Source organism: Microbacterium sp. UBA3486 (genome assembly GCF_002377845.1).
In the GTDB taxonomy this organism is placed as follows: Bacteria; Actinomycetota; Actinomycetes; order Actinomycetales; family Microbacteriaceae; genus Microbacterium; species Microbacterium maritypicum_A.
Window position 1 is genome coordinate 81,228 of record NZ_DFQP01000039.1, and the last position, 24,062, is coordinate 105,289.

25 protein-coding genes and 1 tRNA gene are annotated in these 24,062 nt (G+C 68.2%); 10 read left to right on the forward strand and 16 right to left on the reverse strand.

Going from position 1 to position 24,062, the window contains the following annotated elements; all coding sequences use genetic code 11:
• Positions 1 to 51: 51 nt before the first annotated feature.
• Positions 52 to 1,149: a VIT1/CCC1 transporter family protein gene (locus B2869_RS05190; RefSeq protein ID WP_021200551.1), complete on the reverse strand. Its 1,098-nt coding sequence runs from the start codon at positions 1,147 to 1,149 to the stop codon at positions 52 to 54.
• Between the two features lie 145 nt (positions 1,150 to 1,294).
• Positions 1,295 to 3,037, reverse strand: coding sequence for a DEAD/DEAH box helicase (locus tag B2869_RS05195; protein WP_021200550.1), 1,743 nt, complete (start codon positions 3,035 to 3,037; stop codon positions 1,295 to 1,297).
• 147 nt (positions 3,038 to 3,184) lie between these two features.
• On the opposite strand from B2869_RS05195, the gene B2869_RS05200 reads away from it, so the two are divergent.
• Positions 3,185 to 4,027, forward strand: coding sequence for an SGNH/GDSL hydrolase family protein (locus B2869_RS05200; protein WP_292763440.1), 843 nt, complete (start codon positions 3,185 to 3,187; stop codon positions 4,025 to 4,027).
• A gap of 4 nt (positions 4,028 to 4,031) precedes the next feature.
• Here the strand turns inward: B2869_RS05200 and B2869_RS05205 are convergent, their stop codons facing one another.
• Positions 4,032 to 4,832, reverse strand: a complete 801-nt coding sequence (locus B2869_RS05205) for a TrmH family RNA methyltransferase (RefSeq protein WP_029259212.1) — start codon at positions 4,830 to 4,832, stop codon at positions 4,032 to 4,034.
• Positions 4,833 to 4,947: 115 nt separating this feature from the next.
• On the opposite strand from B2869_RS05205, the gene B2869_RS05210 reads away from it, so the two are divergent.
• Both B2869_RS05210 and B2869_RS05215 read left to right on the forward strand, forming a co-directional pair.
• Positions 4,948 to 5,787, forward strand: a complete 840-nt coding sequence (locus B2869_RS05210) for a Sir2 family NAD-dependent protein deacetylase (RefSeq protein ID WP_292763441.1) — start codon at positions 4,948 to 4,950, stop codon at positions 5,785 to 5,787.
• Positions 5,784 to 6,371 carry a histidine phosphatase family protein gene (locus B2869_RS05215; protein ID WP_021200546.1) on the forward strand — a complete coding sequence of 196 codons (588 nt, stop codon included), beginning with the start codon at positions 5,784 to 5,786 and terminating at the stop codon, positions 6,369 to 6,371. The genes B2869_RS05210 and B2869_RS05215 overlap by 4 nt, the downstream gene beginning before the upstream one ends.
• Positions 6,372 to 6,435: 64 nt before the next feature.
• On the opposite strand, the gene B2869_RS05220 is transcribed toward B2869_RS05215, so the two are convergent.
• Genes B2869_RS05220 through B2869_RS05240 form a run of 5 tightly spaced genes read right to left on the reverse strand, consistent with a single transcriptional unit; the run spans position 6,436 to position 12,384 of the window.
• Positions 6,436 to 7,242 carry an HpcH/HpaI aldolase/citrate lyase family protein gene (locus tag B2869_RS05220; RefSeq protein WP_292763444.1) on the reverse strand — a complete coding sequence of 269 codons (807 nt, stop codon included), beginning with the start codon at positions 7,240 to 7,242 and terminating at the stop codon, positions 6,436 to 6,438.
• Positions 7,239 to 7,727, reverse strand: a complete 489-nt coding sequence (locus B2869_RS05225) for a MaoC family dehydratase (RefSeq protein WP_136024880.1) — start codon at positions 7,725 to 7,727, stop codon at positions 7,239 to 7,241. Before B2869_RS05225 ends, B2869_RS05220 begins: the two co-directional genes overlap by 4 nt.
• 9 nt (positions 7,728 to 7,736) lie before the next feature.
• On the reverse strand, positions 7,737 to 8,885 hold the full coding sequence (locus B2869_RS05230) for an acyl-CoA dehydrogenase family protein (protein ID WP_136024879.1): 1,149 nt from the start codon (positions 8,883 to 8,885) through the stop codon (positions 7,737 to 7,739).
• Between the two features lie 2 nt (positions 8,886 to 8,887).
• Complete coding sequence (locus B2869_RS05235; protein WP_292763448.1) at positions 8,888 to 10,819, reverse strand: acetyl/propionyl/methylcrotonyl-CoA carboxylase subunit alpha; 1,932 nt, start codon at positions 10,817 to 10,819, stop codon at positions 8,888 to 8,890.
• An 11-nt stretch (positions 10,820 to 10,830) separates the two neighbouring features.
• Positions 10,831 to 12,384 (reverse strand): carboxyl transferase domain-containing protein, encoded by a 1,554-nt coding sequence (locus B2869_RS05240; RefSeq protein WP_292763451.1) that lies wholly within the window; start codon positions 12,382 to 12,384, stop codon positions 10,831 to 10,833.
• 110 nt (positions 12,385 to 12,494) lie between these two features.
• Between B2869_RS05240 and B2869_RS05245 the strand changes: the two genes are divergently transcribed.
• Positions 12,495 to 13,103 carry a TetR/AcrR family transcriptional regulator gene (locus tag B2869_RS05245; protein ID WP_292763452.1) on the forward strand — a complete coding sequence of 203 codons (609 nt, stop codon included), beginning with the start codon at positions 12,495 to 12,497 and terminating at the stop codon, positions 13,101 to 13,103.
• Here B2869_RS05245 and B2869_RS05250 read toward each other — a convergent pair.
• Genes B2869_RS05250 through pdhA form a run of 3 tightly spaced genes read right to left on the reverse strand, consistent with a single transcriptional unit; the run spans position 13,096 to position 16,576 of the window.
• The gene (locus B2869_RS05250) at positions 13,096 to 14,451 is read right to left on the reverse strand and encodes a dihydrolipoamide acetyltransferase family protein (protein ID WP_292763454.1); all 1,356 of its coding nucleotides are present in this window, start codon (positions 14,449 to 14,451) and stop codon (positions 13,096 to 13,098) included. The two genes, B2869_RS05245 and B2869_RS05250, sit on opposite strands and share 8 nt — an antisense overlap.
• Positions 14,448 to 15,458, reverse strand: coding sequence for an alpha-ketoacid dehydrogenase subunit beta (locus B2869_RS05255; protein ID WP_021200538.1), 1,011 nt, complete (start codon positions 15,456 to 15,458; stop codon positions 14,448 to 14,450). The genes B2869_RS05250 and B2869_RS05255 overlap by 4 nt, the downstream gene beginning before the upstream one ends.
• Complete coding sequence (gene pdhA, locus B2869_RS05260) at positions 15,455 to 16,576, reverse strand: pyruvate dehydrogenase (acetyl-transferring) E1 component subunit alpha (RefSeq protein ID WP_292763457.1); 1,122 nt, start codon at positions 16,574 to 16,576, stop codon at positions 15,455 to 15,457. The genes B2869_RS05255 and pdhA overlap by 4 nt, the downstream gene beginning before the upstream one ends.
• A 171-nt stretch (positions 16,577 to 16,747) precedes the next feature.
• On the opposite strand from pdhA, the gene B2869_RS05265 reads away from it, so the two are divergent.
• Positions 16,748 to 17,221, forward strand: coding sequence for an Lrp/AsnC family transcriptional regulator (locus B2869_RS05265; RefSeq protein ID WP_021200536.1), 474 nt, complete (start codon positions 16,748 to 16,750; stop codon positions 17,219 to 17,221).
• Here B2869_RS05265 and B2869_RS05270 read toward each other — a convergent pair.
• A complete protein-coding gene (locus B2869_RS05270; protein WP_292763459.1) occupies positions 17,193 to 18,092 on the reverse strand; it encodes an alpha/beta fold hydrolase in 900 nt (299 codons plus the stop codon). The genes B2869_RS05265 and B2869_RS05270 overlap by 29 nt on opposite strands.
• Before the next feature lie 66 nt (positions 18,093 to 18,158).
• On the opposite strand from B2869_RS05270, the gene B2869_RS05275 reads away from it, so the two are divergent.
• The 3 genes from B2869_RS05275 (at position 18,159) to B2869_RS05285 (ending at position 20,386) form a co-directional block, all read left to right on the forward strand.
• On the forward strand, positions 18,159 to 18,884 hold the full coding sequence (locus B2869_RS05275; RefSeq protein ID WP_136024872.1) for a 3'-5' exonuclease: 726 nt from the start codon (positions 18,159 to 18,161) through the stop codon (positions 18,882 to 18,884).
• 101 nt (positions 18,885 to 18,985) lie between these two features.
• A complete protein-coding gene (locus B2869_RS05280) occupies positions 18,986 to 19,900 on the forward strand; it encodes a helix-turn-helix transcriptional regulator (RefSeq protein WP_292763462.1) in 915 nt (304 codons plus the stop codon).
• A gap of 168 nt (positions 19,901 to 20,068) precedes the next feature.
• Positions 20,069 to 20,386: a hypothetical protein gene (locus B2869_RS05285; protein ID WP_021200532.1), complete on the forward strand. Its 318-nt coding sequence runs from the start codon at positions 20,069 to 20,071 to the stop codon at positions 20,384 to 20,386.
• 44 nt (positions 20,387 to 20,430) lie between these two features.
• Here the strand turns inward: B2869_RS05285 and B2869_RS05290 are convergent, their stop codons facing one another.
• Positions 20,431 to 20,691: a DUF6458 family protein gene (locus tag B2869_RS05290; RefSeq protein ID WP_021200531.1), complete on the reverse strand. Its 261-nt coding sequence runs from the start codon at positions 20,689 to 20,691 to the stop codon at positions 20,431 to 20,433.
• A gap of 118 nt (positions 20,692 to 20,809) precedes the next feature.
• Positions 20,810 to 22,054 (reverse strand): globin domain-containing protein, encoded by a 1,245-nt coding sequence (locus B2869_RS05295; RefSeq protein WP_349678061.1) that lies wholly within the window; start codon positions 22,052 to 22,054, stop codon positions 20,810 to 20,812.
• Positions 22,055 to 22,160: 106 nt separating this feature from the next.
• Between B2869_RS05295 and B2869_RS05300 the strand changes: the two genes are divergently transcribed.
• Positions 22,161 to 22,787: a helix-turn-helix domain-containing protein gene (locus B2869_RS05300; protein WP_292763468.1), complete on the forward strand. Its 627-nt coding sequence runs from the start codon at positions 22,161 to 22,163 to the stop codon at positions 22,785 to 22,787.
• A gap of 4 nt (positions 22,788 to 22,791) precedes the next feature.
• On the opposite strand, the gene B2869_RS05305 is transcribed toward B2869_RS05300, so the two are convergent.
• A tRNA-Ile gene (locus B2869_RS05305) sits at positions 22,792 to 22,865 on the reverse strand.
• Positions 22,866 to 22,895: 30 nt separating this feature from the next.
• Positions 22,896 to 23,432 carry a gamma carbonic anhydrase family protein gene (locus tag B2869_RS05310; protein WP_021200528.1) on the reverse strand — a complete coding sequence of 179 codons (537 nt, stop codon included), beginning with the start codon at positions 23,430 to 23,432 and terminating at the stop codon, positions 22,896 to 22,898.
• 130 nt (positions 23,433 to 23,562) lie between these two features.
• On the opposite strand from B2869_RS05310, the gene B2869_RS05315 reads away from it, so the two are divergent.
• The gene (locus tag B2869_RS05315) at positions 23,563 to 24,048 is read left to right on the forward strand and encodes a Dps family protein (RefSeq protein ID WP_021200527.1); all 486 of its coding nucleotides are present in this window, start codon (positions 23,563 to 23,565) and stop codon (positions 24,046 to 24,048) included.
• Positions 24,049 to 24,062: the final 14 nt, after the last annotated feature.

Consider the following 24,062-nt stretch of genomic DNA (forward strand, 5'->3'; position numbering starts at 1 on the left):
GCTATCCTGTTCCGGCGATCACGCGATCGCAGGAACAGGAGTCGCTGCCGGTCACGCCGCGCTGACTCCGAAGAGAAGGCCCAGCAGGTAGGTGATGGCGGCTGCGCCGAAGCCGATGGCGAGTTGGCGCAGGGCGCGGCGCAGGGGCGGGCCGCCCGAGAGCACGCCCACCATCGCGCCGGTGCTCAGGAGCGCGATGCCGACGAGCACGAGTGCGACGACGACGGCCGTCGTTCCCTCCAGGCCGAATATCCAGGGCAGCACCGGGATGATCGCCCCGGAGGCGAAGAGGAGGAAGCTCGAGATCGCGGCCGTCCAATCGCTGCCGACGATCTCGTGTGCGTCGCCGCCCTGGATGTCGACCGGACCGGTCGCGGCCCGGCGCGCCCCGGCCTGGGCTGCGCTCACGATGCGCCGGGCGCGCGCCAGCGATTCCTCCTGCTCCATGCCCCGTGCGCGGTAGACGAGCGCGAGCTCGTTCTCGTCGATGTCGAGATCGCCGGCCGACGCGTGGGCGTCTTCGTTCGCCTCGGTGGCTGCGAGCAGCTCGCGCTGGGATCGTACGGAGACGAACTCCCCCGCCCCCATGGACAGCGCTCCGGCCAGGAGACCAGCGATGCCGCTGAAGAGCACGAAACCGGAGCTCACCCCTGTCGCGCCGATGCCGAGGACGAGCGCCAGGTTGCTCACGAGGCCGTCGTTCGCTCCGAAGACGGCTGCACGGAAGGATCCGGAGAGGCGCCTGCGGCCGCGTGCCGCGAGCCCGCGCACGACCTCGTAGTGAACCTTCTCGTCAGCCCGCATCGCGGGGGTGGCGTACTGCTCCGCATCGTAGGGGGAACGCGCCTCCGCGCTCTGGGCGAGAGCCAGGACGAAGATGGACCCGAAACGACCGGCCATCCAGCCGAGGAGTCGCGAACGCACTCCGGCGCGGGGAAGTCGCTTCGGCTCGCTGCCGAGAAGATCGAGCCAATGCTGCTCATGGCGGCGTTCGGCGTCAGCGAGACTCAGCAGGATGTCGCGCTCCTCCCCCTCTCGTCGTGCAGCGAGCTTCTGATAAACGGCGCCTTCGGCACGCTCCTCGACGAGATAGCGCGCCCAGCGCCGGCGGTCGGCTGGCGTCGGTTCGACTGCGGCGGGGGCTGTCATGGATCCTCCAGAAAAGACGGTGCCCGGTGCGCGGGCAACCGTTCAACGCTAGCTCTGAAGGCGCGCAGGAACCCTGCTCAGGCGCGGATTGACAGCATTTCGGGGATCCGAAGCACCGGCCGGACGTCATGCGGTCCTGTGGTCCTCAGGAACGCACGCGTTTGCGGAGAACCTCGATGCGCGACTGCAGCTGGGTCACCGTCGCCTGGGCGACGGCCGGACCTCCGCAGATCCGTCGGAGCTCGGCATGCACCGCGCCGTGGGGCTCGCCCTTCTGCCGGGCGTAGAGTCCGACGAGACTGTTCAGAAGCTGTCGCTGCTCTTTGAGCGTGCGATGCAGGGGCGGGGGCAGCGTCGTCGTCTCGGTCGGTGCGGTCGAGGCTTCTCGCGCTTCACGCAGACGCGATTGACGGGACTGACGCTGCATGAGCAGTTCGTGGACGTGTTCCGGTTCGAGGAGACCGGGGAATCCGATGAACTCCTCCTCTTCCGGTGTGCCGGGTTCTGCGAGCTGTCCGAACTCCTGACCTTCGAACACCACGCGATCGAAGTGCGCGACGGACGAGAGCGCCTGATAGCTGAACTCCTGCGTCAGCGCGTCCGAGGTCTCCTCCTCGCGATTCGCGCTCTCGAGCAGGGAGTCTTCCAGCCCGTCGTCCTCCTTCGACTGCCGGTCGAGTGCGTGGTCACGCTGCTTGTCCATCTCGTTCGCGAGCCCCATGAGCACGGGGACCTGCGGAAGGAACACGCTGGCGGCCTCACCGCGGCGTCGGGCCCGCACGAAACGACCGATGGCTTGGGCGAAGAACAGCGGAGTCGACGAGGAGGTCGCGTACACGCCCACCGCGAGGCGCGGCACGTCGACACCCTCCGACACCATGCGCACGGCCACCATCCACCGGGAGTCATTCGCGCTGAACTTCTCGATGCGTTCCGAGGCGGTCGCGTCGTCGGAGAGCACGACTGTGGCCTGCTGGCCCGTGATGCTGTGCAGGATCTTGGCGTAAGCCCGGGCGACGGTCTGATCGGTCGCCAGCACCAGACCGCCGGCGTCGGGGACGTGGTGGCGGATCTCGGTGAGGCGGCGGTCTGCGGCCGACAGCACGGCCGGCATCCAGTCGCCCTCGGGGTCGAGCGCGGTGCGCCAGGCCTGCGAAGTCACGTCTTTCGTGTTGTCCTGGCCCAGGTGCGTCTCGAGTTCGTCGCCCGTCGTCGTGCGCCACCGCATCTTGCCCGCATACATGTGGAACAGGACAGGTCGGACGACGCCGTCGGCCAGCGCACGACCGTAGCCGTAGTTGTAGTCGGTGCGAGAGATGCGCGCGCCGGATTCGTCGGGGTGGTATTCGACGAACGGGATCGGTGCCGTGTCGCTGCGGAACGGGGTTCCGGAGAGCAGGAGACGCCGCTTGGCGGGACCGTACGCATCGCGGATGGCGTCGCCCCAGCTCAGTGCATCACCGCCGTGGTGGACCTCGTCGAGGATCACCAGCGTCTTCGCGTCTTCCGTGAGATGCCGGTGCACGGAGGACTTCGCCGCGACCTGCGCATACGTCACGACCGCGCCGTGATAGTGGCGGGCGGGTGCCCAGTCGCTGTTGCGGAAACGGGGGTCGAGGCGGATGTGCACCCGCGCGGCGGCATCGGCCCACTGCGTCTTGAGATGCTCGGTCGGAGCCACCACGATGATGCGGTTGACCTCGCCCATGCGCATGAGTTCGACCGCCAGGGTGAGAGCGAACGTGGTCTTCCCTGCGCCGGGGGTGGCGGCCACGAGGAAGTCACGCTGATCCGCCGCGAAGTACTGTTCGAGGGCCTCCTGCTGCCACGCGCGCAGCTTGTTCGCGGTGCCCCAAGGGGCACGCTGTGGAAAGGACGGAGAGAGCATCGACTCCACGATAATCGCTGCCGGGGACACGGGATCACTCGCCGCCGTTCCCGCGCGTGCCCCTCCCCCGGACGTGCGCCTGCAGTAGGCTCTGTCACTGCGCAGCGGTCACCTCCGCCGGGCAGAATGTTCGTGAAGGAGAGCGGGATGACCGACCAGGATTCGACTCGAACCCCCTACGTTCCGAACGAGACCGCGCATCCGTGGCGGCGTTTCGTCGCGATCGGCGATTCGTTCACGGAGGGCATCGGCGACCCGGATCCCGCACATCCCGGCAGCCACCGCGGCTGGGCCGACCGCGTCGCGGAGGTGCTCGCCTCGCAGGTGGACGATTTCGCCTACGCGAACCTCGCCGTCCGCGGAAAACTCATCGCACAGATCGTCGCCGACCAGATCGAGCCGGCCGTGGCGCTCCACCCCGATCTGGTGTCGATCTGTGCGGGCGGCAACGACGTGATCCGCCCCGGGACCGATCCGGATGCCATCGCGAGTCAGCTCGAAGACGCCGTGGCCCGACTGGCCTCGACGGGAGCGGCCGTGCTCCTCTTCACCGGGATCGACACCGCCTTCACGCCGGTTTTCCGGGCGTTCCGCGGCAAGGTCGCGATCTACAACGAGAACGTCCGCGCGATCGCCGAGCGTCATGACTGCATCGTCGCCGATCAGTGGGCGCTCAAGGTCGTGCAGGACATGCGGTTCTTCGACGACGACCGCCTGCACTACAACGCCCTCGGTCACCACGAGGTGGCACGGATGGCGCTGCGCGCGCTGAACGTGCCGAACGACCTCGAGGCCATGCAGCCTGAGCCGTTCCCGCTGCGGACGTGGCGAGAGGCGCGCGCCGAGGACCTCGGCTGGGCACGCGAGCACCTGGTGCCGTGGGTGCTCCGGAGGTTGCGGCACCAGTCATCCGGAGACAACCTCGCGGCGAAGCGTCCGGAGCCCTCGCCGGTGTTCCGATTCGATCAGACCCCTCCGGAGAAGGACTGAGCGGTCAGGCTTTCATCGACCAGAGCGCGACCGCGGCGGCGGATGCCACGTTGAGCGAGTCGACCCCGCCGGACATCGGGATGGTGACGATGGTGTCTGCACCCTCCATCGCCTCGCGCGAGAGGCCGTCGCCCTCCGAGCCCATGACGAGTGCGACGCGTTCCGGACGATCGGCGGCGTAGGTGTCGAGCGTCACCGCGTCGTCACGCAGCGCGAGTGCCGCGATGTCGAAACCCGCGGCGTGAAGGTCTGCGATGGCGGAATCCCAGTCGGGGATACGCGTCCACGGCACCTGGAACACGGTCCCCATGCTCACGCGGACACTGCGACGGTACAGCGGGTCGGCGCCCCCTGGCGACACCAGCACCGCGTCGGCCCCCAGCCCGGCAGCCGCACGGAAGGCCGCTCCGACGTTGGTGTGGTCGCCGATGTTCTCGAGGATGAGCACGAGGGTCGCGCCCTGGATCACGTCGTGAACCGACGGCAGCTCGGGGCGGTGCATCGACGCGATCGTCCCCCTGTGCACCGCGAAGCCGGTCACCGTCTCGGCGATCTCATCCGGCACCACGTACACGGGCACATCGAGATCGCCGACGATCCTCCGGATGTCCTCCACCCGGCGCTCCTGGACCAGCACGGAACGCGGACGATGTCCAGCCGCCACCGCGCGGGCGATCACCTTCGTCGATTCCGCGATGTAGAGACCACCCGACGGCTCAGACAGGGCACGAAGCGCGGTGTCGGTGAGTCCGCGGTAGTCGTCGAGACGCGGGTCGTCGGCATCGGTCACAGGCAGTAGTTCCACGATGTCCACTCTGCCATCGTCCGTGGGCAGGCCTCGCACGGCGTCTCTCGCGCTGACGCCCCGTCGGCGGGCGCCGTGTCCGTCCCCGCACCGTAGACTCGCTCGAGGAGGTCCCGTGAGCGTGTCGAATCCCGCCGAGCTGTCGGCCACCATCGCCCACGCCGCCGAGTTGCTGCGCGAGAAGCGCATCGCACTTCTCACCGGCGCCGGTATCTCGACCGATTCCGGTATCCCCGCCTATCGCGGTGAAGGTGCCAGGACCCGCAGCGATCCCATGACGATCCAGACATTCTTGGGCGATGAGGCCGCGCGGCGTCGGTACTGGGTCGGGAGCCATCTCGGTTGGCGCGCGTTCGCCCGAGCTGAGCCGAACCCGGGACATATCGCGCTGGCGCAACTCGAAACCGTGGGCACCGTATCCGGAGTCATCACGCAGAACGTCGACGGTCTGCATCTGCGAGCCGGGAGCTCGCACGTGATCGAGGTGCACGGGACGATGCGCCGCGTGCTGTGCCTCAAGTGCGGTCAGGTGTTCGACCGCCGCGATGTCGCCGTGCAGATCGAGGAGCTCAACCCCTGGATCACGGTGCCGGAGAACATCGCGCTCGCTCCCGACGGCGACGTCCTGCCTGAGACCACGGAGGGGTTCATCGTCCCGGTGTGCACGGTGTGCGCAGGGACGCTCAAGCCGGATGTGGTCTTCTTCGGCGAATACGTTCCCCAGGACCGCTTCCGTGCCGCCGAGTCGCTGCTGCGCTCGAGCACCGCACTGATCGTCGCGGGTTCCTCGCTGGTCGTCAACTCCGGCGTGCGTCTCGTTGAGCGCGCCCGTCGCCGCAACATCCCCTTGATCATCGTCAACCGTGAGCCGACGCGCGCGGATGCCTGGGCGCACCTCACCATCGCCGCCGGCACCAGCGACGTGCTCCCCGCACTCCAGGAACTCCTCTCGTGACCCACCTCACCCTCGTCCGCCACGGTCAGACCGACTGGAACCTCGCCAAGCGCATCCAAGGCTCCACCGACATCCCGCTGAACGAGACGGGGCGCGACGACGCGCGGTGGGCGGCGGAGAGGCTCGCTGCCGGTACGCATCACGCCGTCTACACCAGCCCCCTGCTGCGGGCGAGGGAGACGGCGGAGATCATCGCGGATCGGCTGGGGCTGGAGATCACCGGAGTCGTCCCCGACATCCGTGAGCGCGAGTTCGGCGAGGGCGAAGGCATGCTCGTGCCGGACTACATCAGGACCTACGGGGATTGGCATGCGGAGGTTCCCGGGGCCGAGTCCCTGCACGAGGTCGGCGAACGGGCCATCGCGGCGCTGCACGAGATCGCCCGAGACGCACGTCGGCGGTCCGCTCCTCGCGCGGAGTCGGTCATCGTGGTCGCCCATGGCGGAGTGATCCGGGCCGTGATCGACCACGTCTCCGGCGGAACCCTCCCCCGGGACGGCCAGGTCCTTCAGAACGGCTCGGCGCATCGGTTCGTGGCAGCTCCCGGATACCTTCGGCTGCTCGAGGAATCTCCGGTCCTCTGATCAGCTGCTGCTCTGATCAGCTGCTGCCCTGATTAGCTGCTGCCCCGATCAGCCGAGGCGGCGATCAGCCGGCACGAGAGACGACGGAGCGCGCGTGCCGGAGCACTGGTTCGTCGATCATCCGTCCCTCGAACCGGAATACACCGCGCTCTGCTGCTGCGGCGAGGAGGACCGCACGCGCCCATGCCACGGTCGTCTCGTCGGGTCGGTAGGCGGCCCGGATCGCCGCCACCTGGTTGGGATGGATGCACGCCGTCGCGCGAAAGCCCGACGCGGCGGCATCGCGCGCCTCGCGATCGAGGCCCTCGGCGTCGTCGAGAGCGATGTGCACGGCATCGATGGCGGCTTTGCCCCGGGCCCCAGCCTCGAGGAGGATGCGCGCGCGGGCATAGCGGGCGATGTCGCGATAGGCCCCATCGGCATTCCGGGACGACGTGCCACCGAGGGAGGCCACGAGATCCTCGGCCCCCCACATCATCGCTGTGACCCGTGGGTGCGCGGCGATGCGGTCTGCGGCGTGCACGCCACGGGCGGTCTCGCACAGAGCGATCAGCGAGTAACGGTCGTCGAACGCTGAGAGGCTCTCCGCGCTCTCCGTCTTCGCCACCATCACGGTGCGGAAGTCCGTCTTCGCCAGCATCGCGAGGTCGGAGGTGAAGGCGTCGCTGTCCGCGGCATTCACGCGCACGACGACGCGGCCGGGGTCGAGGTCGGCTTCGATGACATTCCTGCGCGCGGCGTCCTTCGCATCCGGGAGCACCGCATCCTCGAGGTCGAGGATGATCGCATCGGCGCGCTCGGCGGCCTTCAGGAAACGCTCGGGTCGATCGGCGGGGCAGAACAGCAGAGCAGGGCCGAGGTCGAAGCTCATGCGGCGGGACCTTCCGGAAGGCAGTGCACCAACACCGAGCGCACGGCAGTGGCGACCACCGTTCCGTCCTGATTGCGTCCGGTGTGCGCGATCTTCACGATTCCCTGCCCCGGTCGGGACGAGGAGAGGCGTTTCTCCACGACGACGCTCTCGGTGTAGAGCGTGTCGCCGGCGAACAGCGGATGCGGGAAAGCCACCTCGCCGAAACCGAGCTGCGCGACGAGAGTTCCCTGCGTCAGCTGCGCGACCGATGATCCCACCATCGTCGACAGCGTCCACATCGAGTTCATCAGCCGCGCATGGAACGGATCCTGGGCCTCGGCGAAGGCCGCGTCGAGATGCAGCGCCTGCGTATTCATCGTGAGCGTCGTGAAGAGAACGTTGTCGGCCTCGGTCGCCGTGCGCCCAGGGCGATGCAGGTAGCGGCCGTCGACCGCGAACTCCTCGTAGTACAGCCCCCGCTGCAGGATGTCGTGCGTGGTCATACCGTCACGCTACCCGGCAAGTCCGAGTCCGCGCGCGATGACGAGGAGCTGCACCTCGGTAGTGCCCTCGCCGATCTCGAGGATCTTGGAGTCACGGTAATGACGGCCGACGGGGAACTCGTTCATGAACCCGTTTCCCCCGAAGATCTGCGTCGCATCCCTGGCGTTGTCCATCGCGGCCTCTCCGCCGACGAGCTTCGCGATGGCCGCCGCTTCGGCGAACGGCTTGCCGGCATCCCGCAACCGCGCGGCGTGATGCCAGGCGAGCCGAGCGGTGTGAACCCGCGCGCGCATCCGTGCCAGCGTGAACTGGGCATTCTGGCGCGTGCTCAACGCAGCGCCGAAGATCGTGCGGCTCTTCGCGTAGTCCACCGCCGCCTCCAGGCAGCCCTCCGCCGCCCCCGTCGAGAGAGCTGCGATCGCGATGCGGCCTTCGTCGAGGATGCTCAGGAAGCTGCGGAAGCCGCTCCCCCGTGTGCCGAGCAGGTTCGAGGCGGGCACCCGCGCCCCGTCGAAAGTCAGCGGATGCGTGTCGGAGGCGTTCCAGCCCACCTTGTCGTAGGGGGCCTCGACCGTGAATCCCGGGGTGCCGTTGGGCACGATGATCGTCGAGATCTCCTTGCGACCGTCCTCGTTCCCGGTCACCGCGGTGACCGTGACGAAGCGCGTGATCGGGGTACCGGAGTTGGTGATGAACTGCTTGGAGCCGTCGATGACCCACTCGTCGCCGTCGAGTCGGGCCGTGGTCCTGGTCGCGCCGGCGTCGCTGCCTGCCTCCGGCTCGGTGAGGCCGAAGCCCGCCAGCGCCCGTCCGGCGAGCAGATCGGGCAGCAGTTCCTGGCGCTGCTCCTCGGTGCCGAAGCGGAAGATCGGCATGGCGCCGAGGCTGACCCCTGCTTCGAGCGTGATCGCGATGGACTGATCCACGCGGCCGAGCGCCTCGATCGCGATGCCGAGCGCCATGTAGTCGCCGCCCTGTCCCCCGTACTCCTCGGGAAACGGCAGGCCGAACAGACCGAGATCGCCCATCTGCGCCACGACGTCCATCGAGAGCGTATGGGTGCGGTCGGCCTCATAGGCCTGCGGCGCGACGACCGTGTCTGCGAACTCCCGCACCATGGCGGCGAGCTCGCGCTCCTCCTCGGTCAGATCTTCCATGCTCAGCTCTCCTCCGTCATCACACGGGCGACCGGTTGGTCGCGCCGCACCTGATCGCCCACCGCGACCAGCAGGTGCACCACACCGTCGTGCGGTGCGAGCACCGGGTGCTCCATCTTCATCGCCTCGATCGAGACGAGCGGGTCGCCGGCGGAGACCCTCTCCCCGTCCGCGGCGTGAACCGCCACGACGCTGCCCGGCATCGGGGCCCGTCCCTCCGGTTCCGTCGCCCCGGATCCCGCCTCGCGCGCCGACAGCCGACGCCGCATCCGCTGGCTTCTGTCGAGGGGACGCAGGCGGACCGTGTGTCCGTCCTCGGCCACCCAGACCGCGCCGTCGCCGTCGACAGCGGCACGCACGGAGACTCGAGATCGTGCGGACGGGGCCTCGTGGAGCTCGACCTCTTCATCGTCATCCGTGAGCGCCACGAACGGGGCGACCACCGTGTTCTCCGCTCCCAGGCGCCATCCCTGCAGCTCTCGCCACAGAGGGCTGGTCCGCACCGGCGCGCGGAGCTCCGAGATGGCATCCTTCGCGGCAGCGAGCTGTGCGGTCGACGGCGTCTGCGCGTCGAGGGGAAGCAGGGTCTCGATGAGTCCCGTGTCGAGATCCCCCGCGATCACGCGCGCGTCCCGGCAGAGAGTTCGCAGGAACGCGATGTTGGTCTCGACGCCCAGCACGACCGTGCGTGCGAGCGCCTCGTCGAGCCGCGCGAGTGCCGTGGCACGGTCGTCCGCGAAGGCGATCACCTTCGCGATCATCGGATCGTAGAACCCGGTCACCTCGCTTCCGGTCTCGATCGCCGCGTCGACGCGCACACCGACGGGCGGTTCGAACAACAGCACGTTCCCGGTGGAGGGGAGGAATCCGCGCTCGGGCGATTCCGCATACACGCGCGCCTCCACAGCGTGACCGCGCAGACGCGGCGAGACATCCAGCGGAAGCCCATCGGCCGCGCGGAGTTGAAGGGCGACGAGATCGAGTCCGGTGACCTCCTCGGTGACCGGATGCTCCACCTGGAGGCGGGTGTTCATCTCGATGAAGAACACCTCGTCCGGCGCATCGGCGTCGATGAGGAACTCGACCGTGCCGGCCCCGATGTATTCGACGCTCTCAGCCGCCAGCACGGCGGCTGAGAGCAGTCGCTCCCGGGTGTGTGGGGGGATGCCTGCCGACGGCGCCTCCTCGACGACCTTTTGGTGCCGTCGCTGCAGCGTGCACTCCCGCTCCCCGAGCGCGATGACCGTACCGTGCGCGTCTCCGAAGACCTGCACCTCGATGTGCCGCGGACGTCTGATCAGGCGTTCGAGAATGAGCGCATCATCGCCGAACGCCGCGGCCGCCACGCGCCGGGCCGAGGCGAGCGCAGAGCGCAGCCCCGTCGAGTCGGCGACGACCTCCATGCCCTTGCCGCCTCCGCCGGCGCTGGGCTTGACCAGCAGTGGGTATCCGACGTTCTCCGCCTCTTCGGCGATCTCGACGTCGGACAGGCCTTTGGCGTCGAAACCGGGGACGACCGGAACGCCGAAACGCAGGACGTGCTCGCGAGCGCGTGCCTTGTCGCCCATGATCTGCAGGGCCTCCACCGACGGGCCGATGAAGACGATGCCGCTCTCGGCGCAGGCCTCGGCGAGTCCGACGCTCTCGGAGAGGAATCCGTAGCCGGGGTGGATGGCTTGCGCGCCGCTGCGCCGAGCCGCCGCGATGACGGCATCGATGTCGAGGTACGACTCCGCAGCCGGTGCCGGGCCGATTCTCACGGCGACATCGGCCTCTCGCACGTGGGGTGCCGCGACGTCGGCGTCGCTGTAGACGGCGACGCTGCGGATGCCGAGCGTGCGCAGGGTGCGGATCACCCGTCGGGCGATCTCCCCGCGGTTGGCGACGAGAACGGTGTGGAAGGAGACGGTGTTCGACGACGACGTCGTGGTCATGGACAAGACACTCACATCCGGAAGACGCCGAAGCGCGGTTCGGGCAGCGGGCTGCGGGAGATGACGTCGAGGGAGAGCCCCAGGAGGTCGCGGGTCTGTGCAGGGTCGACGATCCCGTCGTCCCAGAGTCGGGCTGTGGCGTAATAGGGCTCGCCCTGGTGTTCGTACTGCTCACGGATCGGAGCCTCGAACGCCGCACGGTCCTCGCCGCTCCAGGCATCGCCGCGCGCGGTCAGCTGATCCTCTTTGACGGTGGCGAGCACCGACGCCGCCTGCGCGCCGCCCATCACGGAGATGCGGCTCGCAGGCCACGTCCACAGAAAGCGGGGCGAGTAGGCACGGCCGCACATGGAGTAGTTGCCGGCCCCGAAAGAACCGCCGATGATGACCGTGAGCTTCGGCACCCGTGAGCTTGCGACCGCAGTGACCATCTTCGCGCCGTCCTTCGCGATGCCTCCGGCCTCGGCGTCGGAGCCGACCATGAACCCGGTGATGTTCTGCAGGAACAACAGCGGGATCCCGCGCTGGTCGCACAGCTCGATGAAGTGGGCGCCCTTGAGCGCGGACTCGCTGAAGAGCACGCCGTTGTTCGCGACGATGCCGATGGGATGACCGTGGAGTCGGGCGAAACCGGTGACCAGGGTCGTGCCGTACTCGGGCTTGAACTCGAGGAACGTGTCGCCGTCGACGAGGCGTGAGATGACCTCGTGCACGTCGTACGCGGCATTCACGTCGACGGGAACCGCGTCGTAGAGGCTGGAGGACTCGGACGGCGGTCGGCTGGGCGCCACGTCCCAGGCCGGAGCTGCGGGTGCGGGGAGCGTGGCGACGATATCGCGCAGGATCTCGAGGGCGTGCTCGTCGTCTTCCGCGAGATGGTCGACCACACCGCTGCGTCGTGCGTGCAGTTCTCCCCCGCCCAGTTCCTCTGCGGTCACGATCTCGCCGATCGCGGCCTTCACCAGGGGCGGCCCCCCGAGGAAGATCGTTCCCTGGCCGCGGACGATCACGGTCTCGTCGCTCATGGCGGGGACATAGGCGCCACCCGCCGTGCAGGAACCGAGAACTGCAGCGAGCTGAGGGATCCCTTCGGCGGACATACGCGCCTGGTTGAAGAAGATCCGGCCGAAATGCTCCCGATCCGGGAAGACCTCGTCCTGCATCGGGAGGAAGGCGCCTCCCGAGTCGACCAGGTACAAACAAGGCAGGCGATTCTCGAGGGCGATCTCCTGCGCACGCAGGTGCTTCTTGACCGTGAGGGGGTAGTACGTGCCGCCCTTCACCGTCGCGTCGTTGCAGACCACCATGACGTGGCGACCGTGGATGAGTCCGATCCCGGCGATCACCCCGGCACCGGGCGCCTCTCCCCCGTACAGGCCGTCGGCCGCGAGGGGGGCGACTTCCAGGAACGGGCTGCCTTCATCGAGCACCCGAGCGACGCGGTCCCGCGGGAGCAGTTTGCCGCGCGCGACGTGGCGTTCGCGGGACGCCTCCGGTCCGCCGCGAGCCGCGGTCGCGAGGCGGTCTCGCAGGTCTTGCGCGAGAGACTCCTGGGTTGCCGGCATCGTGATGTCCTCCTCGACCCACGTCCGCGAGGGCGGGCCCTGGCGCTGTGCATGCACTTTCGGTTAGTGTTCACTAACCCGTTGATTCAGGTTAGCGAGGATTAACTGAGATGACAAGCCCGGTCACCGCCCGAGACCGCGCCAAGGCTGAACGGTCGGATGCGATCCTGCACGCTGCCGCGCGTCTCTTCGCCGCGCGTGGATACAGCGGCGTGAGCCTGGAGGACATCGGCGCTGCCGTCGGCGTATCCGGACCGGCCGTCTACCGTCACTTCGCCGGCAAGCAGGCGCTGCTCGGAGCCGTGCTCGTCAAGGTGAGTCAGGATCTGATCCGCGGTGGACGGCAGGTCTCCGAGGAAACTCCGACCCCCGACGAGCGGATGCGTGCGCTGATCGGCTTCCATGTCGAGTTCGCGCTGGGCAATGCCGAGGTCATCCAGGTGCAGGATCGTGATGTCGCGTTCCTCTCCGACACGGACCGGGCCGAGGTCCGCCGCCTCCAGCGCGCGTACATCGAGTTGTGGATGGCAGCATTGTCGCCGTTGCATGCGACGCCGGGCGGCGGCGCGGATCAGGATGAGCTGCGGTTGCGCGTGCAGGCGTGCTTCGGGCTCATCAACTCGACTCCGCACAGCACCCGCGCCGCCGCCAGGCGGCATTCCGCCACCGCGACCGTACTGATCGCGATGGCGGACGCGGCTCTGCGCGCGACTACCTGAGCAGCATCGCCCGTCCGGGCTCTTCGAGGATGTCGGCGACATCCTTGAGGAAGCTCGCCCCCTCGGCTCCGTCGACCAGACGGTGATCGAACGAGAGGCTGAGGGTCATCATCTGCCGCAGGGCGATCTCGCCGTGGTGCTCCCAGGGCTGACGACGCACTGCTCCGACGGCCAGGATCCCGGATTGCCCCGGGGGCAGGATGGGTGTGCCGGCATCGACGCCGAAGACTCCGATGTTCGAGATCGAGAACGTGCCGCCCGCGAGTTCCGCCGGCGAGGTCTTCCCCGCACGGGCGACCTCGGCCAGCGACTTCACGGCATCCGCGAGACCGACCAGGGTCAACTGCTCCGCATCACGGATCATCGGGACGATGAGGCCCCGATCCGTCGCGGCGGCGATCCCCAGGTCGACGTAGTTGTGCTGGACGATCTCCCCGGCAGCCTCGTCCCAACGCGAGTTGAGCCCGGGCGTGCGGCCCAGAGCGAGACAGACGGCCTTCGCGACCACCGCGAGCGGGCCGATCCGGTGTGCGCTGAGGGCGCGATCGTCGCGAAGAGTCGACAACAGGTCCATCGTCGCGGTCACGTCGACCGTATGGAAGACCGTGACATGGGGGGCCGTGAACGCACTCTGCACCATCGCCGCCGCCGTGTGCTTGCGCACGCCGCGGATGGGGATGCGGGTCTCTCGCTCCGCGTCTGTGAGAACTGACGCGGTCGACGGGGTGGGCGTCGACGACAGGTCGTCGGCACGCGGCGTGCGAGCGGCGATCCGCTCTGCGTATGCGTCGACGTCGCGGCGGGTGATGACTCGATCCCCCACGTCGGCGGCGACAAGCACGAGATCGATGCCGAGACGCTTGGCATGAGCGCGCACGGGCGGGGTGGAGCGCGGCCGTTCGATGACCGCATCCACGGCTGCCGAGGGGCTGGCGTCATGCGGTGCGGCCTCGAGAACGGCCGTGTCGACCGGTGCCGGGGTGGCTCCGATGCGCCGTGCCCGCCGCGCAGGGCGGCCGGCGGTCGTGGGGGCGGCACCGTAGCCGACGAGGTTCGGCTGCGCCTTCTCCTCGGAATCCGACGCGGGCGCGGGCCCATCCTCGTCCTCCCCCACCACATCGAAGGCGATCAGCGGAGCACCGACGGCGATCGTCTGGCCGGCCTCGGCGTGCAGGGCCGATACCGTGCCCTCATAGGGCGAGGGCAGCTCGACGATCGCTTTCGCCGTCTCCACCTCCGCGAGAGTCTGGTTGAGCGAGACCGCGTCGCCGGGGGCGACGAGCCAGGTCACCACCTCGGCTTCGGTCAGCCCCTCTCCGAGGTCCGGAAGGCGGAACTCCGCGATCATGCCCCTGCTCCCGTCAGACTGTTCGGCCGGTCCAGCACCCGGTCGACGGCATCGAGCAGCCGATCGAGATCGGGAAGGTGATACTTCTCGAGCTTCGCGGGCGGGTAGGGGACGTCGTGTCCGGTGACGCGCAACGGCGCGGACTCGAGGTACTCGAAGCAGCGCTCCGTGATGCTCGCGATCACCTCGGCTGCGACGCCGGCCTCGCGAGAGGCCTCGTGGGCGACGACCACGCGTCCCGTCTTGCGCACCGAGGCGGCGACCGAGTCGTAGTCCACCGGTGAGAGCGAGCGGAGGTCGATGACCTCGAGAGAGACGCCCTCGTCCGCTGCCGCGTCGGCCGCCTGAAGCGCCGTGGAGACCATCGCCCCGTAGGTGATCAGGGTCGCGTCGTTCCCGGTTCGCACGACGCGCGCGAGTCCCATGGGCGCTGCGTCCGCGAGCGGCGCCTCCAGGTCGACATCGCCCTTGTGGTGGTACAGGCGTTTCGGCTCGAAGAAGATCACCGGATCGTCGGAGGCGATCGCCTGTCGCAGGCTGCGGTACGCGTCCTCCGGGTTCGAGACCGCGATCACGCGCAGACCGGCCGTGTGCACGAAGTAGGCCTCCGGGGACTCCGAGTGATGCTCGGCGGCGCCGATGCCTCCTGCCCACGGGATGCGGATGGTGATCGGCATCTTCACCCGGCCCTGGGTGCGGTAGTGCAGCTTCGCGACCTGAGCGACGATCTGGTCGAACGCGGGGTACACGAAGCCGTCGAACTGGATCTCGACCACCGGTCGATAACCGCGGAACGCCAGGCCCACGGCTGTTCCGACGATGCCCGACTCCGCGAGCGGAGTGTCGATCACCCGCGCTGCGCCGAACTCGTCGAGCAGCCCGTCGGTGATGCGGAAGACGCCACCGAGTTTCCCGATGTCCTCTCCGAGCAGCACCACCTTGTCGTCGTCGCGCATCGCCTGACGCAGTCCCGCGCCGAGCGCCTTACCGAGGGTCAGTTCGGTCATGCGCCGGCCTCGCCCTCGAAGGAGGCGAGGTACGCGGCGTACTCACCACGCTGACGCTCGAGCCCGGTGTGCGGTTCGGCGTAGACGCCGTCGAAGACCGCGAGGGGCGGGCGCGTGACCATGCCGAGGCATGCGGCGCGCATCTCCTTCGCCACCACGTCTGCTGCCGCCTGGGTCTCGGCGAGGTGCTCGTCGGTCAGATCTCCCGTGGCGCGCAGGTGGGCTTCCAACCGTGCGATCGGATCGCGTCGGCGCCAGGATTCGAGTTCGTCCTGGTCACGGTAGCGCGTCGGGTCATCGGCCGTGGTGTGCGGCCCCATTCGATACGTGACCGCCTCGATGTAGGCGGGCCCCTTGCCGGCACGTGCATGATCGAGGGCCCAGCGCATGGCAGCCATGCAGGCGAGCACATCGTTGCCGTCGACGCGGACGCTGGGGATACCGAACCCGGGGGCCCGTCCGGCGATCGGATACTGCGACTGCACGGAGACGGGCTCTGAGATCGCCCAGTGGTTGTTCTGGCAGACGAAGACAACGGGAGCCTGGTACGAGGCGGCGAAGATCATCGCCTCGTTGACATCGCCCTGACTGGTGGCACCGTCGCCGAAGTACGTCACCGCGACTTCCTTGGCGCCATCGTGCTGGATGCCCAAGGCATAGCCGACGGCGTGCAGTGTCTGGGCACCGATGATGATCTGCAAGGGCGCGACCCCGAGTGCGGCCGGATCGTACGCGGCGCCCTCCTCGCCGCGCCACATGCGCACATAGTCGCCCGGCTGGGCGCCGCGCGCGTAGATGACCCCGGTCTCCCGGTAGCTCGGGAACACGTAGTCCTCCGGCGCGATGGCGCGTGCCGTGCCGATCTGGGTCGCCTCCTGCCCCTGGCAGGGGGCCCAGAGGCCGAGCTGTCCCTGCCGCTGCAGGGCGACGCCTTCGGCATCGATCCGCCGAAGGATGACCATGTCCCGCAGTAGCGAACGCAGTTGCGCACCGTCGACGTCGGCGACGAAGGGATCCAGCCGAGGGTTCGCGATGCGACCGCCGTCCGGATTCAGGATGCGCTCCGAGAGCTCCAGATCCTGGGCGGTGTCTGCGATGGGGGTGATCTGCGGTGACATCGTCGTCCTCCTCGTCCTCGGCGGCCCTCGTGAGGCTCCGCGCACTGATGCCAGCGTCATCACCGGCATGGTCTGAGAGTACGTCTGCTCAACACCTCGCTCAAGCATTCTGAAAGGGCTTGAGCATGTTGCTCAATTTGGCACGGAAGGCTCCTGCTAAGGTTTGGCACTATGCCAGGACTGGACCGCATCGATCTCGAGCTTCTCGCCGCACTCGCTGACGACCCGAGGACCACGATCGTCGCGCTTGCGGAGAGCCTGGGCCTGTCCCGCAACACGATCCAGGCGCGGATGGCACGTCTCGAGCAGAGCGGGATCTTCCTGTCCTACGAGAGATCCTTCTCGCCCGATGTGCTCGGATTCCCGTTGCAGGCGTTCGTGAGCATCGGCGTCCGCCAGACGGAGCTTCCTCGCATCATCAACGAACTCGCCCGGATTCCCGAAGTAGTGCAGGCGCATGGGCTCAGCGGATCGATCGATCTGCTCGCACGCGTGGCCTGTCGCGACGCGCGTCACCTCTTCGACACCGACGCGCGCATCCTGTCGATCGAGGGAGTGGAACGCACCGAGACCTCACTCGCCATGGGCGAGGTGATCCCGTTCCGTGTGGCCGGCCTCATCGGCCTCGCACGACGGGAATCCTGAGGAAGCGCCGGATCGCCCCTGCGGCCTCCGCCGGCGTCTCGTAGTGGATCAGATGCCCGACGTGGGCGATCTCGACCAACCCGGCGTCCGGGAAGAGCGTCGCCAGCTTCCGCTCCGCTTCGATCGGCGTGATGTCGTCGCGTTCAGCTGCCACCAGGAGCGTCGGAACGTCGATGTCGGGCGCGAACTCGCGGACGTCGTGCGAGACGCTCGCGACGAAGGCATCGCGGAGCACATCACGATCGGAGAACCGGGAGAAGTAGGTGTCGTGCTGGTCGTGGATGAACCGCCGGAGCTCGGGGTCCTTCGTCTTGGCCATCGTGATGCTCATGACCCGCACGATGATCCGATTGCGCAGCAGCGCGGTTCCGAGATTCTCCGGGAGCCGGGCGCCGAGGGCGTAGTAGAACACGGCCAGGCGCGTCATGAGCCCCTTGGGTCCCTCGAGCGCGGGGGCACCGATGGGGTTCACGAGGATCAGGCGCGGAGTCTGCAATCCGCGGGCCACCGCCGCGGCCGTCACGATCGACCCGAAGGAGTGGCCGAGGATGACCGCGCCGGGTGCGACCTCGGTGGCGAAGTCGGTGAGCCATCCGGCGTATTCGTCGAGATCGTGACGGCGTCCCGGCAGCGGGGCCGTCTCACCGAAGCCCGGAAGGTCGGGCGCGATCACCCGCACCTCGGGGAGGTATGCGAGCACCGGTTCGAGGCCATGGTGCTCGCCCCGGAAGCCGTGCACCGCGACGACGGTCGTCTCGGCGTCTTCGGGTCCGTACGCCCAGTACGCCGTGGTCGCCCCGCGCACCTCGACCTCGTGGCGTTGCACGGGCAGACGACGAAGACGGTCCGCATACGGGGAAGGCACGGTCATCCTCAGAGTCTACGAGTCGCCGTGCGCCTTCTCCTGAATGTCCGCGGCCGACCATAGCGTGAAGCCATGCCAGCCGGTCCCCCGCTTCCTGCCTGGCTCACCCGTGTCGGGGTGTTCGATCTGGAAACGACCGGAGTCGACGTCGAGTCGGACCGCGTGGTGACCGCCTACGTCGGTATCCTCGACGCCGATGGCAGACAGGTCGCGGCCCGTTCGTGGCTTGCGGACCCCGGTGTGCCGATCCCCGACGGCGCAACCGCGGTGCACGGGATCACGACGGCGCACGCGCGAGCCCACGGGCGGCCCGTCCCTGAGGTGGTCGCCGAAGTGACTGCTGCCCTGCGGTCCCTGTTCCGGCAGGGTGTGCCGGTCGTCGCATACAACGCGTCGTTCGACTTCTCGCTGCTCGCCTGCGAAGCCGCTCGGCACGGGGTCGACCCGCTCACCGACCCCGCACCGGTGATCGATCCGCTCGTCATCGACAAGGCGTATGACCGCTACCGGCGCGGTCGACGCACGCTCGAGGTGGTCGCGGCGCACTACGCCGTCCCGTTGGAGGGCGCCCACGAAGCGTCTGCGGATGCGATCGCCGCCGGGCGCGTGGCGCAGGCGCTCGCCCGTCAGTTCCGTCTCCCCGAGAATCCGGTACAGCTCCACACGCACCAGATCGGCTGGGCCCGCTCTCAGGCAGCCAACCTCACCGAGTACTTCGTGAGCATCGGACGTCTGGAACCCGATGACATGCTCGATGGACGCTGGCCGGTGCGGCACGCCGGCCCCATCGTGGAGTGACGTGCGTCGCTGCTCCTCGGCTCGGAATCAGGTGTCGTGGGATACGCTCCAGATGGTGCGCCCTCGAGTGGGATCAGGGCGCGAAGCACGAGGAGCAGCCCATGCAGTTCACGTCCGTCGATCTCGAACGGGTCGAGTCCACGTGGCAGCAGTTCGTTCCCTCGGCCTCTCTGCAGAATGCTGATCCGCGGATCTTTCGATTCGACTGGCGATCCGAGGAACTCGAGACCGCGTCGTTCGTCGACTATCGCCTTTCCGCTCAGGTGCATTCGCGGGCCGAGCCGCAGGATCAGTTGCTCGTGTGCCGTGTGGACGCCCCGGACGCGCGCGTCTGGTCGGGGCGCGCTTCCTTGGACGCCGAGACCGTCTGGATGTCCGACCGCACTGAGGTCGAGGCCAGATGGGACCGGTCGGCTCGCGTTCGCGCCATCGTCTTCGACCATCAGGCCGCGCAGAGCAGAGCGCGGCAGATCACGGGCGACGATCGGCGAGAGCTTCGCACGACCGGACTCGCGCCGCACTCCGTCATGGATTCCCAACGGTGGGAGCGGATGTTCGCCTACCTCGACCAGTCCCTGCGGGACGGGATCGCAGACGATCTGCTCGTCGCCGAGCTCGAACGCCATGCCCTGATGATCACGCTTTCGGCGTTCCCGACCACATTCTCCGAATCGCTGCGGCGCCCGGCGCAGCGCGCCGGTGCACCGGCGGCCGTTCGCCGAGCGCTCGCCTACATCGATGCGAACGCGCATCTGGCGATCACCATCGACGACGTCGCGGCCGCGTCCTACATCTCCACTCGCGGTCTGCAATACGCGTTCCGGCGCGCGCTCGATATCACGCCTGCGGATGCTCTGCGTCGGGCGCGCCTCGACGGCGCCCATCGTGATCTCCGCAACGGTCGGGGTCGCTCGGTCGGCGAGGTCGCTCGACGGTGGGGCTTCAGCAACTCCTCGCGGTTCGCTTCGGCCTACCGCGAGGCGTACGGGATGACGCCCGCACTGCCATCGACCTGACAGGGAACGAATATTCTCTTCGCGTCGCTCGGCGGGTCGGGGGCGAGCGCGGGGCGTCGGAGCGATCTGCGGTTAGAGTTCGAGTGTCCCGGACCTCGGTCCTGCGAGCACGCCCCCGAGGAGAACCATGGTCCACGCGCGCCACCCCCACGAATCGTCCCCACGCTGATGGGAAGCCTCTACTACGGCGACGCGAAGACTCCCATCCACATCGATGACCGCGCGCTCGCGCATCTCAAAGTGGTCATCGCCACCAAGCTCCGTCGTAACGAGAGCTTCACCCTCTCGTGGCGGCACCCGGACGGCGATGCGCCCGGACGTTCCACCCTGTGGCTGCATCCCTCGATCCCGCTCCGCTTCGTCTTCCAGGACGCACAGACGCCGGAGCTGAGCAGAAGGTGGATCGAAGAGCTGGCTCATTCCGCGAGTTCGAGCGGTGGCATCACGCTCGTCGAGGAACATCTCGAGAGCGTCACCGCCGACTGACGGCGCCCGACACCCTCCGAGCTGGACGCCGTCAGCGGCTGGGCTCACACCGCTTCGTCGCCGCTGGTGCTCACGGAGCGACGCGTCGTCGGCTCTCCGGTGGCGGGATCGACGAAGGTGCGCGACACCGTCTCGGTGCGACGCCGACGTGCGAGCAGCACGATGCCGATGAGGAAGACGACCACGCCGGCCCCCATCAGGATGTAGCCGACCATGTCGAGGTCGACCCAGGGAACGTCGACGTTGATCGCGAAGACGAGGATCGCCCCGATCACGAAGAGCGCGATTCCGCTGCCGATGCTCATGGTGCCTCCCGTTCTGCGGCGCGGTGCCGCACATCGAAAGCATGGCGTGGTGCGGCACCGCCGAGGAGGGGCTTGACATCCGCGCGCCCGTTCCCCTCCCCTCCTGTGTGCGGAGACCTCAGGCGGCGTCGGTCGCGGGCTGCTGCAGCCAGAGATCGGGGCCGAAGACCTCGTAGGCGATCCGCTCAGCAGGCACTCCTCGGCGCAGAAGGGTCGCTCTCGCGTTCCGCATGAACTCGAGCGGTCCGCACATGAACACGACCGCGTCGTCCGGCAGCTCCACATCGGTGAGGTCCATCCTGCCCGGAAGAGCGGGATGCAGGGTCGGGGCCCCGTCTGCGTCCTTCGCGTACCAGTTCTGTGCCCTGGCGTCGTCCATCGCGAGCACCTGACGACGAAGTGAGGGATACAGCGCGTGCGTGTCGTGGGCGCGGTCCGCATGGAAGAGCCGCACAGTGCGGCCGGGAGAACGTCGCGACAGGTCCTCGACGATCGCAGCGATCGGAGTGATGCCGATACCCGCCGACACCAGGATCAGCGGGTGCTCGTCGTCGTCGAGCACGACATCGCCTGCCGGCTGCGATACGTCGAGCACTGTTCCGGGATGCGCGTGCTCATGCAGCCAGGTCGACACCAGGCCGTCGGGCAGGCCGCCCTCACCGCGTACCCGCTTCACCGTCACCCGCAGCGAATCGCCTCGCGGCCCGGAGGAGATCGTGTATTGGCGTGGCTGTCGGGAGCCATCCGGCAGGTCGACGGCGATGGCGACGTACTGGCCGGTGCGGTGCGAGGCCACTGCCCCCTCCACGGGAGCGAGGAGGAGGGAGATGACGTCGTCGGACTCCACCACGCGCTCCACGACGCGGTGTGTGCGCCACGGCTGCTCGGGATCGGTTCCGCCCTGCGCGTAGAGCTTCGCCTCCTCCGCGATGAGCGAGCATCCGAAGAGCCAATAGACCTCGTCCCAGGCGGCTCTGATCTCGGGGGTGACGGCATCGCCCAGGACCGTCTGGACAGCGTCGAGGAGGTGGTGCCCGACGATCGTGTACTGGCGTGCCTGTATGCCCAGGGAGACGTGCTTGTGAGCGATCCGGCGCATGACGGGCGTGAAATCGGGGGCCTCGGGGTCGATGAGGTGGACGGCGAACGCAACCACCGATGCGGCCAGCGCCTTGGGCTGCTCGCCTATCGCCTGGTTTGCACGATTGAACACACGGAGCAGTTCCGGATGTGCGGCGAACATCTCGCGGTAGAACAGCGTCGTGATCTCGTCCGCATGCTGCGCGACGACTCCCGCGGTCGCACGCACGACCGCCTCGGACTCCGTTGAGAGTTTCATGACTTCCCTTCTCTTCATCGTCATGGTTCTCCCACCCTTTCCCGCGGCGAGGGTACGCGCCGGGTCTTTCACCGGGTTATTTCCGGTGGAAAGGAGCCCAGGACTGTTCGCGCCCGCCTATCCTCGCCACATGCCCCGTCGCGCCCATGACTTCCGAGGACTCACTCAGCCGCGTCGACTCCAGCTGCTGCACGCCATACAACAGGCGCCCGGCCGGCGCGCCGGCGCGCTCGCCGAGGAGAGCGGCATCCCGCTGAACACCGTCCGGGATCATCTGCGGGTGTTGGAGGACGAGGGGCTGATCCGCAGTGAGACACGAAGGTCCGGCGGTCGAGGGCGTCCGTCCGTCGTCTTCCATCCTGTGCGCGAAGTGACATCGAACACCGTCACGCGCTCGCGCGTCGACGGGGCGAGCAAGCGGGGGCGGATGCTCCGAGCCGTGACGGACGATGCCCCGACTGCGCTCGAGGAGGACGCCCTGCGTCAGGTCGACGTCCTCTACGAACACCTCGACGACGCCGGTCTGGACCCCGTCGTCGATGAAGCGGCGCTGCGCTTCGACTTGGCTCCGTGCCGCTATCAAGGGCTGTTGGCGGAGGATCAGGCACTCGTCTGCGACGTTCACGCCCAGCTCGTCCGCGATGTGCTCCAGCTCAGCGACGGGCCGCTCAAGATGCAGCGGTTGGATCCGTTCGTCTCGCCGCGGCAATGCCGGCTGTTGCTCGGGCGGAGGGAACCCGGGAGCGGTCGTGGCTGAGGAGTAGGGCGGGCGGGACTTGAACCCGCGATCGTTGGGTTATGAGCCCACTGCCTTAACCAGCTTGGCCACCGCCCCGTACTCCTCCCAGCCTAGCGGCCGGGGCCCTCAGGCCGAGGTAGCCGATGAGTGCGTCTGCGAGTGCCCCAGATAGATGTCGGCGTTGGCGATGAGTCCCGCACGCTCCTCGTCACTGAGTGCCCGACGCACCTTCGCGGGAACACCGGCGACGAGGGAACCGGCGGGGATCTCCGTCCCGCCGAGTACGACGGCGCCTCCGGCGACGAGGCAGCCTTCACCGATCACCGCACCGCTGAGGATCACCGATCCCATGCCGACCAGCGTGCCGTCGCCGATCGTGCAGCCATGGACGACCGCATTGTGTCCGACCGATACCTTGGCACCGATCACGACCGGGTGTCCGGCATCCACATGCACCGAGACGTTGTCCTGCACGTTCGAGCCGGGACCGATGACGATCCCGGCCGAGTCGCCACGAAGCACGGCGTTGTACCAGACGCTGGAACCGGCGGCGAGGGAGACTTCACCGATGATGCGCGCCCCGTCTGCGACGAAAGCCGTCGCGTCGATCGACGGTGTGCTGTTCGGCAGGGCGAGGACAGAGGCTCCGGACGCGATGCTCATGAGGCGAGACTACCCTCACTTCCCCGGAATCACGCGGAAGTGAGCCGAGCCTCAGCTTGCTTGCGGAATGTATGAGGCTGAGTAGCGTTGTCTTCATCAGATACGAGAACCCGTTCCAGAGGAGCACAAGATGAGCAAGGCACAGACCGTTTCCACCACCGCCATCGACCCGACCGTGGCTGCAGGGGCGGCCCAGTTCCTCTCCCCTGTCGTGCTCGGCCTCCAGGCGCTGACGATCAACGGCAAGCAGGCACACTGGCATGTCCGCGGCGCCAACTTCATCGGCGTCCACGAGTTGCTCGACACGATCGTCGCTCACGCCGGTGACTTCGCAGACACCGCCGCAGAGCGGATCGTCGCGCTCGGTCTGCCGATCGACGCTCGCGTCAACGCAGTCGCCGACAAGGCGGGAACCACCTCCGTCGCGGCCGGCTTCGCCCAGTCGGACGAACTGATCCGCGCCGTCATCTCTGACATCGACGCGATCCTCGTCGACGTCAAGGCCGCCGTCGACGGCCTCGACGAGGTCGACCTCACCAGCCAGGACGTCGCGATCGAGATCCAGCGCGGCCTCGAGAAGGACCGCTGGTTCCTGGTCTCGCACATCGCCGCCTGATCTGATCGGCACAG

What these genes read in the sequence shown, in the direction of transcription:
- B2869_RS05190 (WP_021200551.1), bottom strand. Translation starts at nt 1,149, where the DNA reads ATGACAGCCCCCGCCGCAGTCGAACCGACGCCAGCCGACCGCCGGCGC.
- B2869_RS05195 (WP_021200550.1), bottom strand. Translation starts at nt 3,037, where the DNA reads ATGCTCTCTCCGTCCTTTCCACAGCGTGCCCCTTGGGGCACCGCGAAC.
- B2869_RS05200 (WP_292763440.1), top strand. Translation starts at nt 3,185, where the DNA reads ATGACCGACCAGGATTCGACTCGAACCCCCTACGTTCCGAACGAGACC.
- B2869_RS05220 (WP_292763444.1), bottom strand. Translation starts at nt 7,242, where the DNA reads ATGAGCTTCGACCTCGGCCCTGCTCTGCTGTTCTGCCCCGCCGATCGA.
- B2869_RS05225 (WP_136024880.1), bottom strand. Translation starts at nt 7,727, where the DNA reads ATGACCACGCACGACATCCTGCAGCGGGGGCTGTACTACGAGGAGTTC.
- B2869_RS05230 (WP_136024879.1), bottom strand. Translation starts at nt 8,885, where the DNA reads ATGGAAGATCTGACCGAGGAGGAGCGCGAGCTCGCCGCCATGGTGCGG.
- B2869_RS05235 (WP_292763448.1), bottom strand. Translation starts at nt 10,819, where the DNA reads ATGACCACGACGTCGTCGTCGAACACCGTCTCCTTCCACACCGTTCTC.
- B2869_RS05240 (WP_292763451.1), bottom strand. Translation starts at nt 12,384, where the DNA reads ATGCCGGCAACCCAGGAGTCTCTCGCGCAAGACCTGCGAGACCGCCTC.
- B2869_RS05245 (WP_292763452.1), top strand. Translation starts at nt 12,495, where the DNA reads ATGACAAGCCCGGTCACCGCCCGAGACCGCGCCAAGGCTGAACGGTCG.
- B2869_RS05250 (WP_292763454.1), bottom strand. Translation starts at nt 14,451, where the DNA reads ATGATCGCGGAGTTCCGCCTTCCGGACCTCGGAGAGGGGCTGACCGAA.
- B2869_RS05255 (WP_021200538.1), bottom strand. Translation starts at nt 15,458, where the DNA reads ATGACCGAACTGACCCTCGGTAAGGCGCTCGGCGCGGGACTGCGTCAG.
- pdhA (WP_292763457.1), bottom strand. Translation starts at nt 16,576, where the DNA reads ATGTCACCGCAGATCACCCCCATCGCAGACACCGCCCAGGATCTGGAG.
- B2869_RS05265 (WP_021200536.1), top strand. Translation starts at nt 16,748, where the DNA reads ATGCCAGGACTGGACCGCATCGATCTCGAGCTTCTCGCCGCACTCGCT.
- B2869_RS05270 (WP_292763459.1), bottom strand. Translation starts at nt 18,092, where the DNA reads ATGACCGTGCCTTCCCCGTATGCGGACCGTCTTCGTCGTCTGCCCGTG.
- B2869_RS05275 (WP_136024872.1), top strand. Translation starts at nt 18,159, where the DNA reads ATGCCAGCCGGTCCCCCGCTTCCTGCCTGGCTCACCCGTGTCGGGGTG.
- B2869_RS05280 (WP_292763462.1), top strand. Translation starts at nt 18,986, where the DNA reads ATGCAGTTCACGTCCGTCGATCTCGAACGGGTCGAGTCCACGTGGCAG.
- B2869_RS05285 (WP_021200532.1), top strand. Translation starts at nt 20,069, where the DNA reads ATGGGAAGCCTCTACTACGGCGACGCGAAGACTCCCATCCACATCGAT.
- B2869_RS05290 (WP_021200531.1), bottom strand. Translation starts at nt 20,691, where the DNA reads ATGAGCATCGGCAGCGGAATCGCGCTCTTCGTGATCGGGGCGATCCTC.
- B2869_RS05295 (WP_349678061.1), bottom strand. Translation starts at nt 22,054, where the DNA reads ATGACGATGAAGAGAAGGGAAGTCATGAAACTCTCAACGGAGTCCGAG.
- B2869_RS05300 (WP_292763468.1), top strand. Translation starts at nt 22,161, where the DNA reads ATGCCCCGTCGCGCCCATGACTTCCGAGGACTCACTCAGCCGCGTCGA.
- B2869_RS05310 (WP_021200528.1), bottom strand. Translation starts at nt 23,432, where the DNA reads ATGAGCATCGCGTCCGGAGCCTCTGTCCTCGCCCTGCCGAACAGCACA.
- B2869_RS05315 (WP_021200527.1), top strand. Translation starts at nt 23,563, where the DNA reads ATGAGCAAGGCACAGACCGTTTCCACCACCGCCATCGACCCGACCGTG.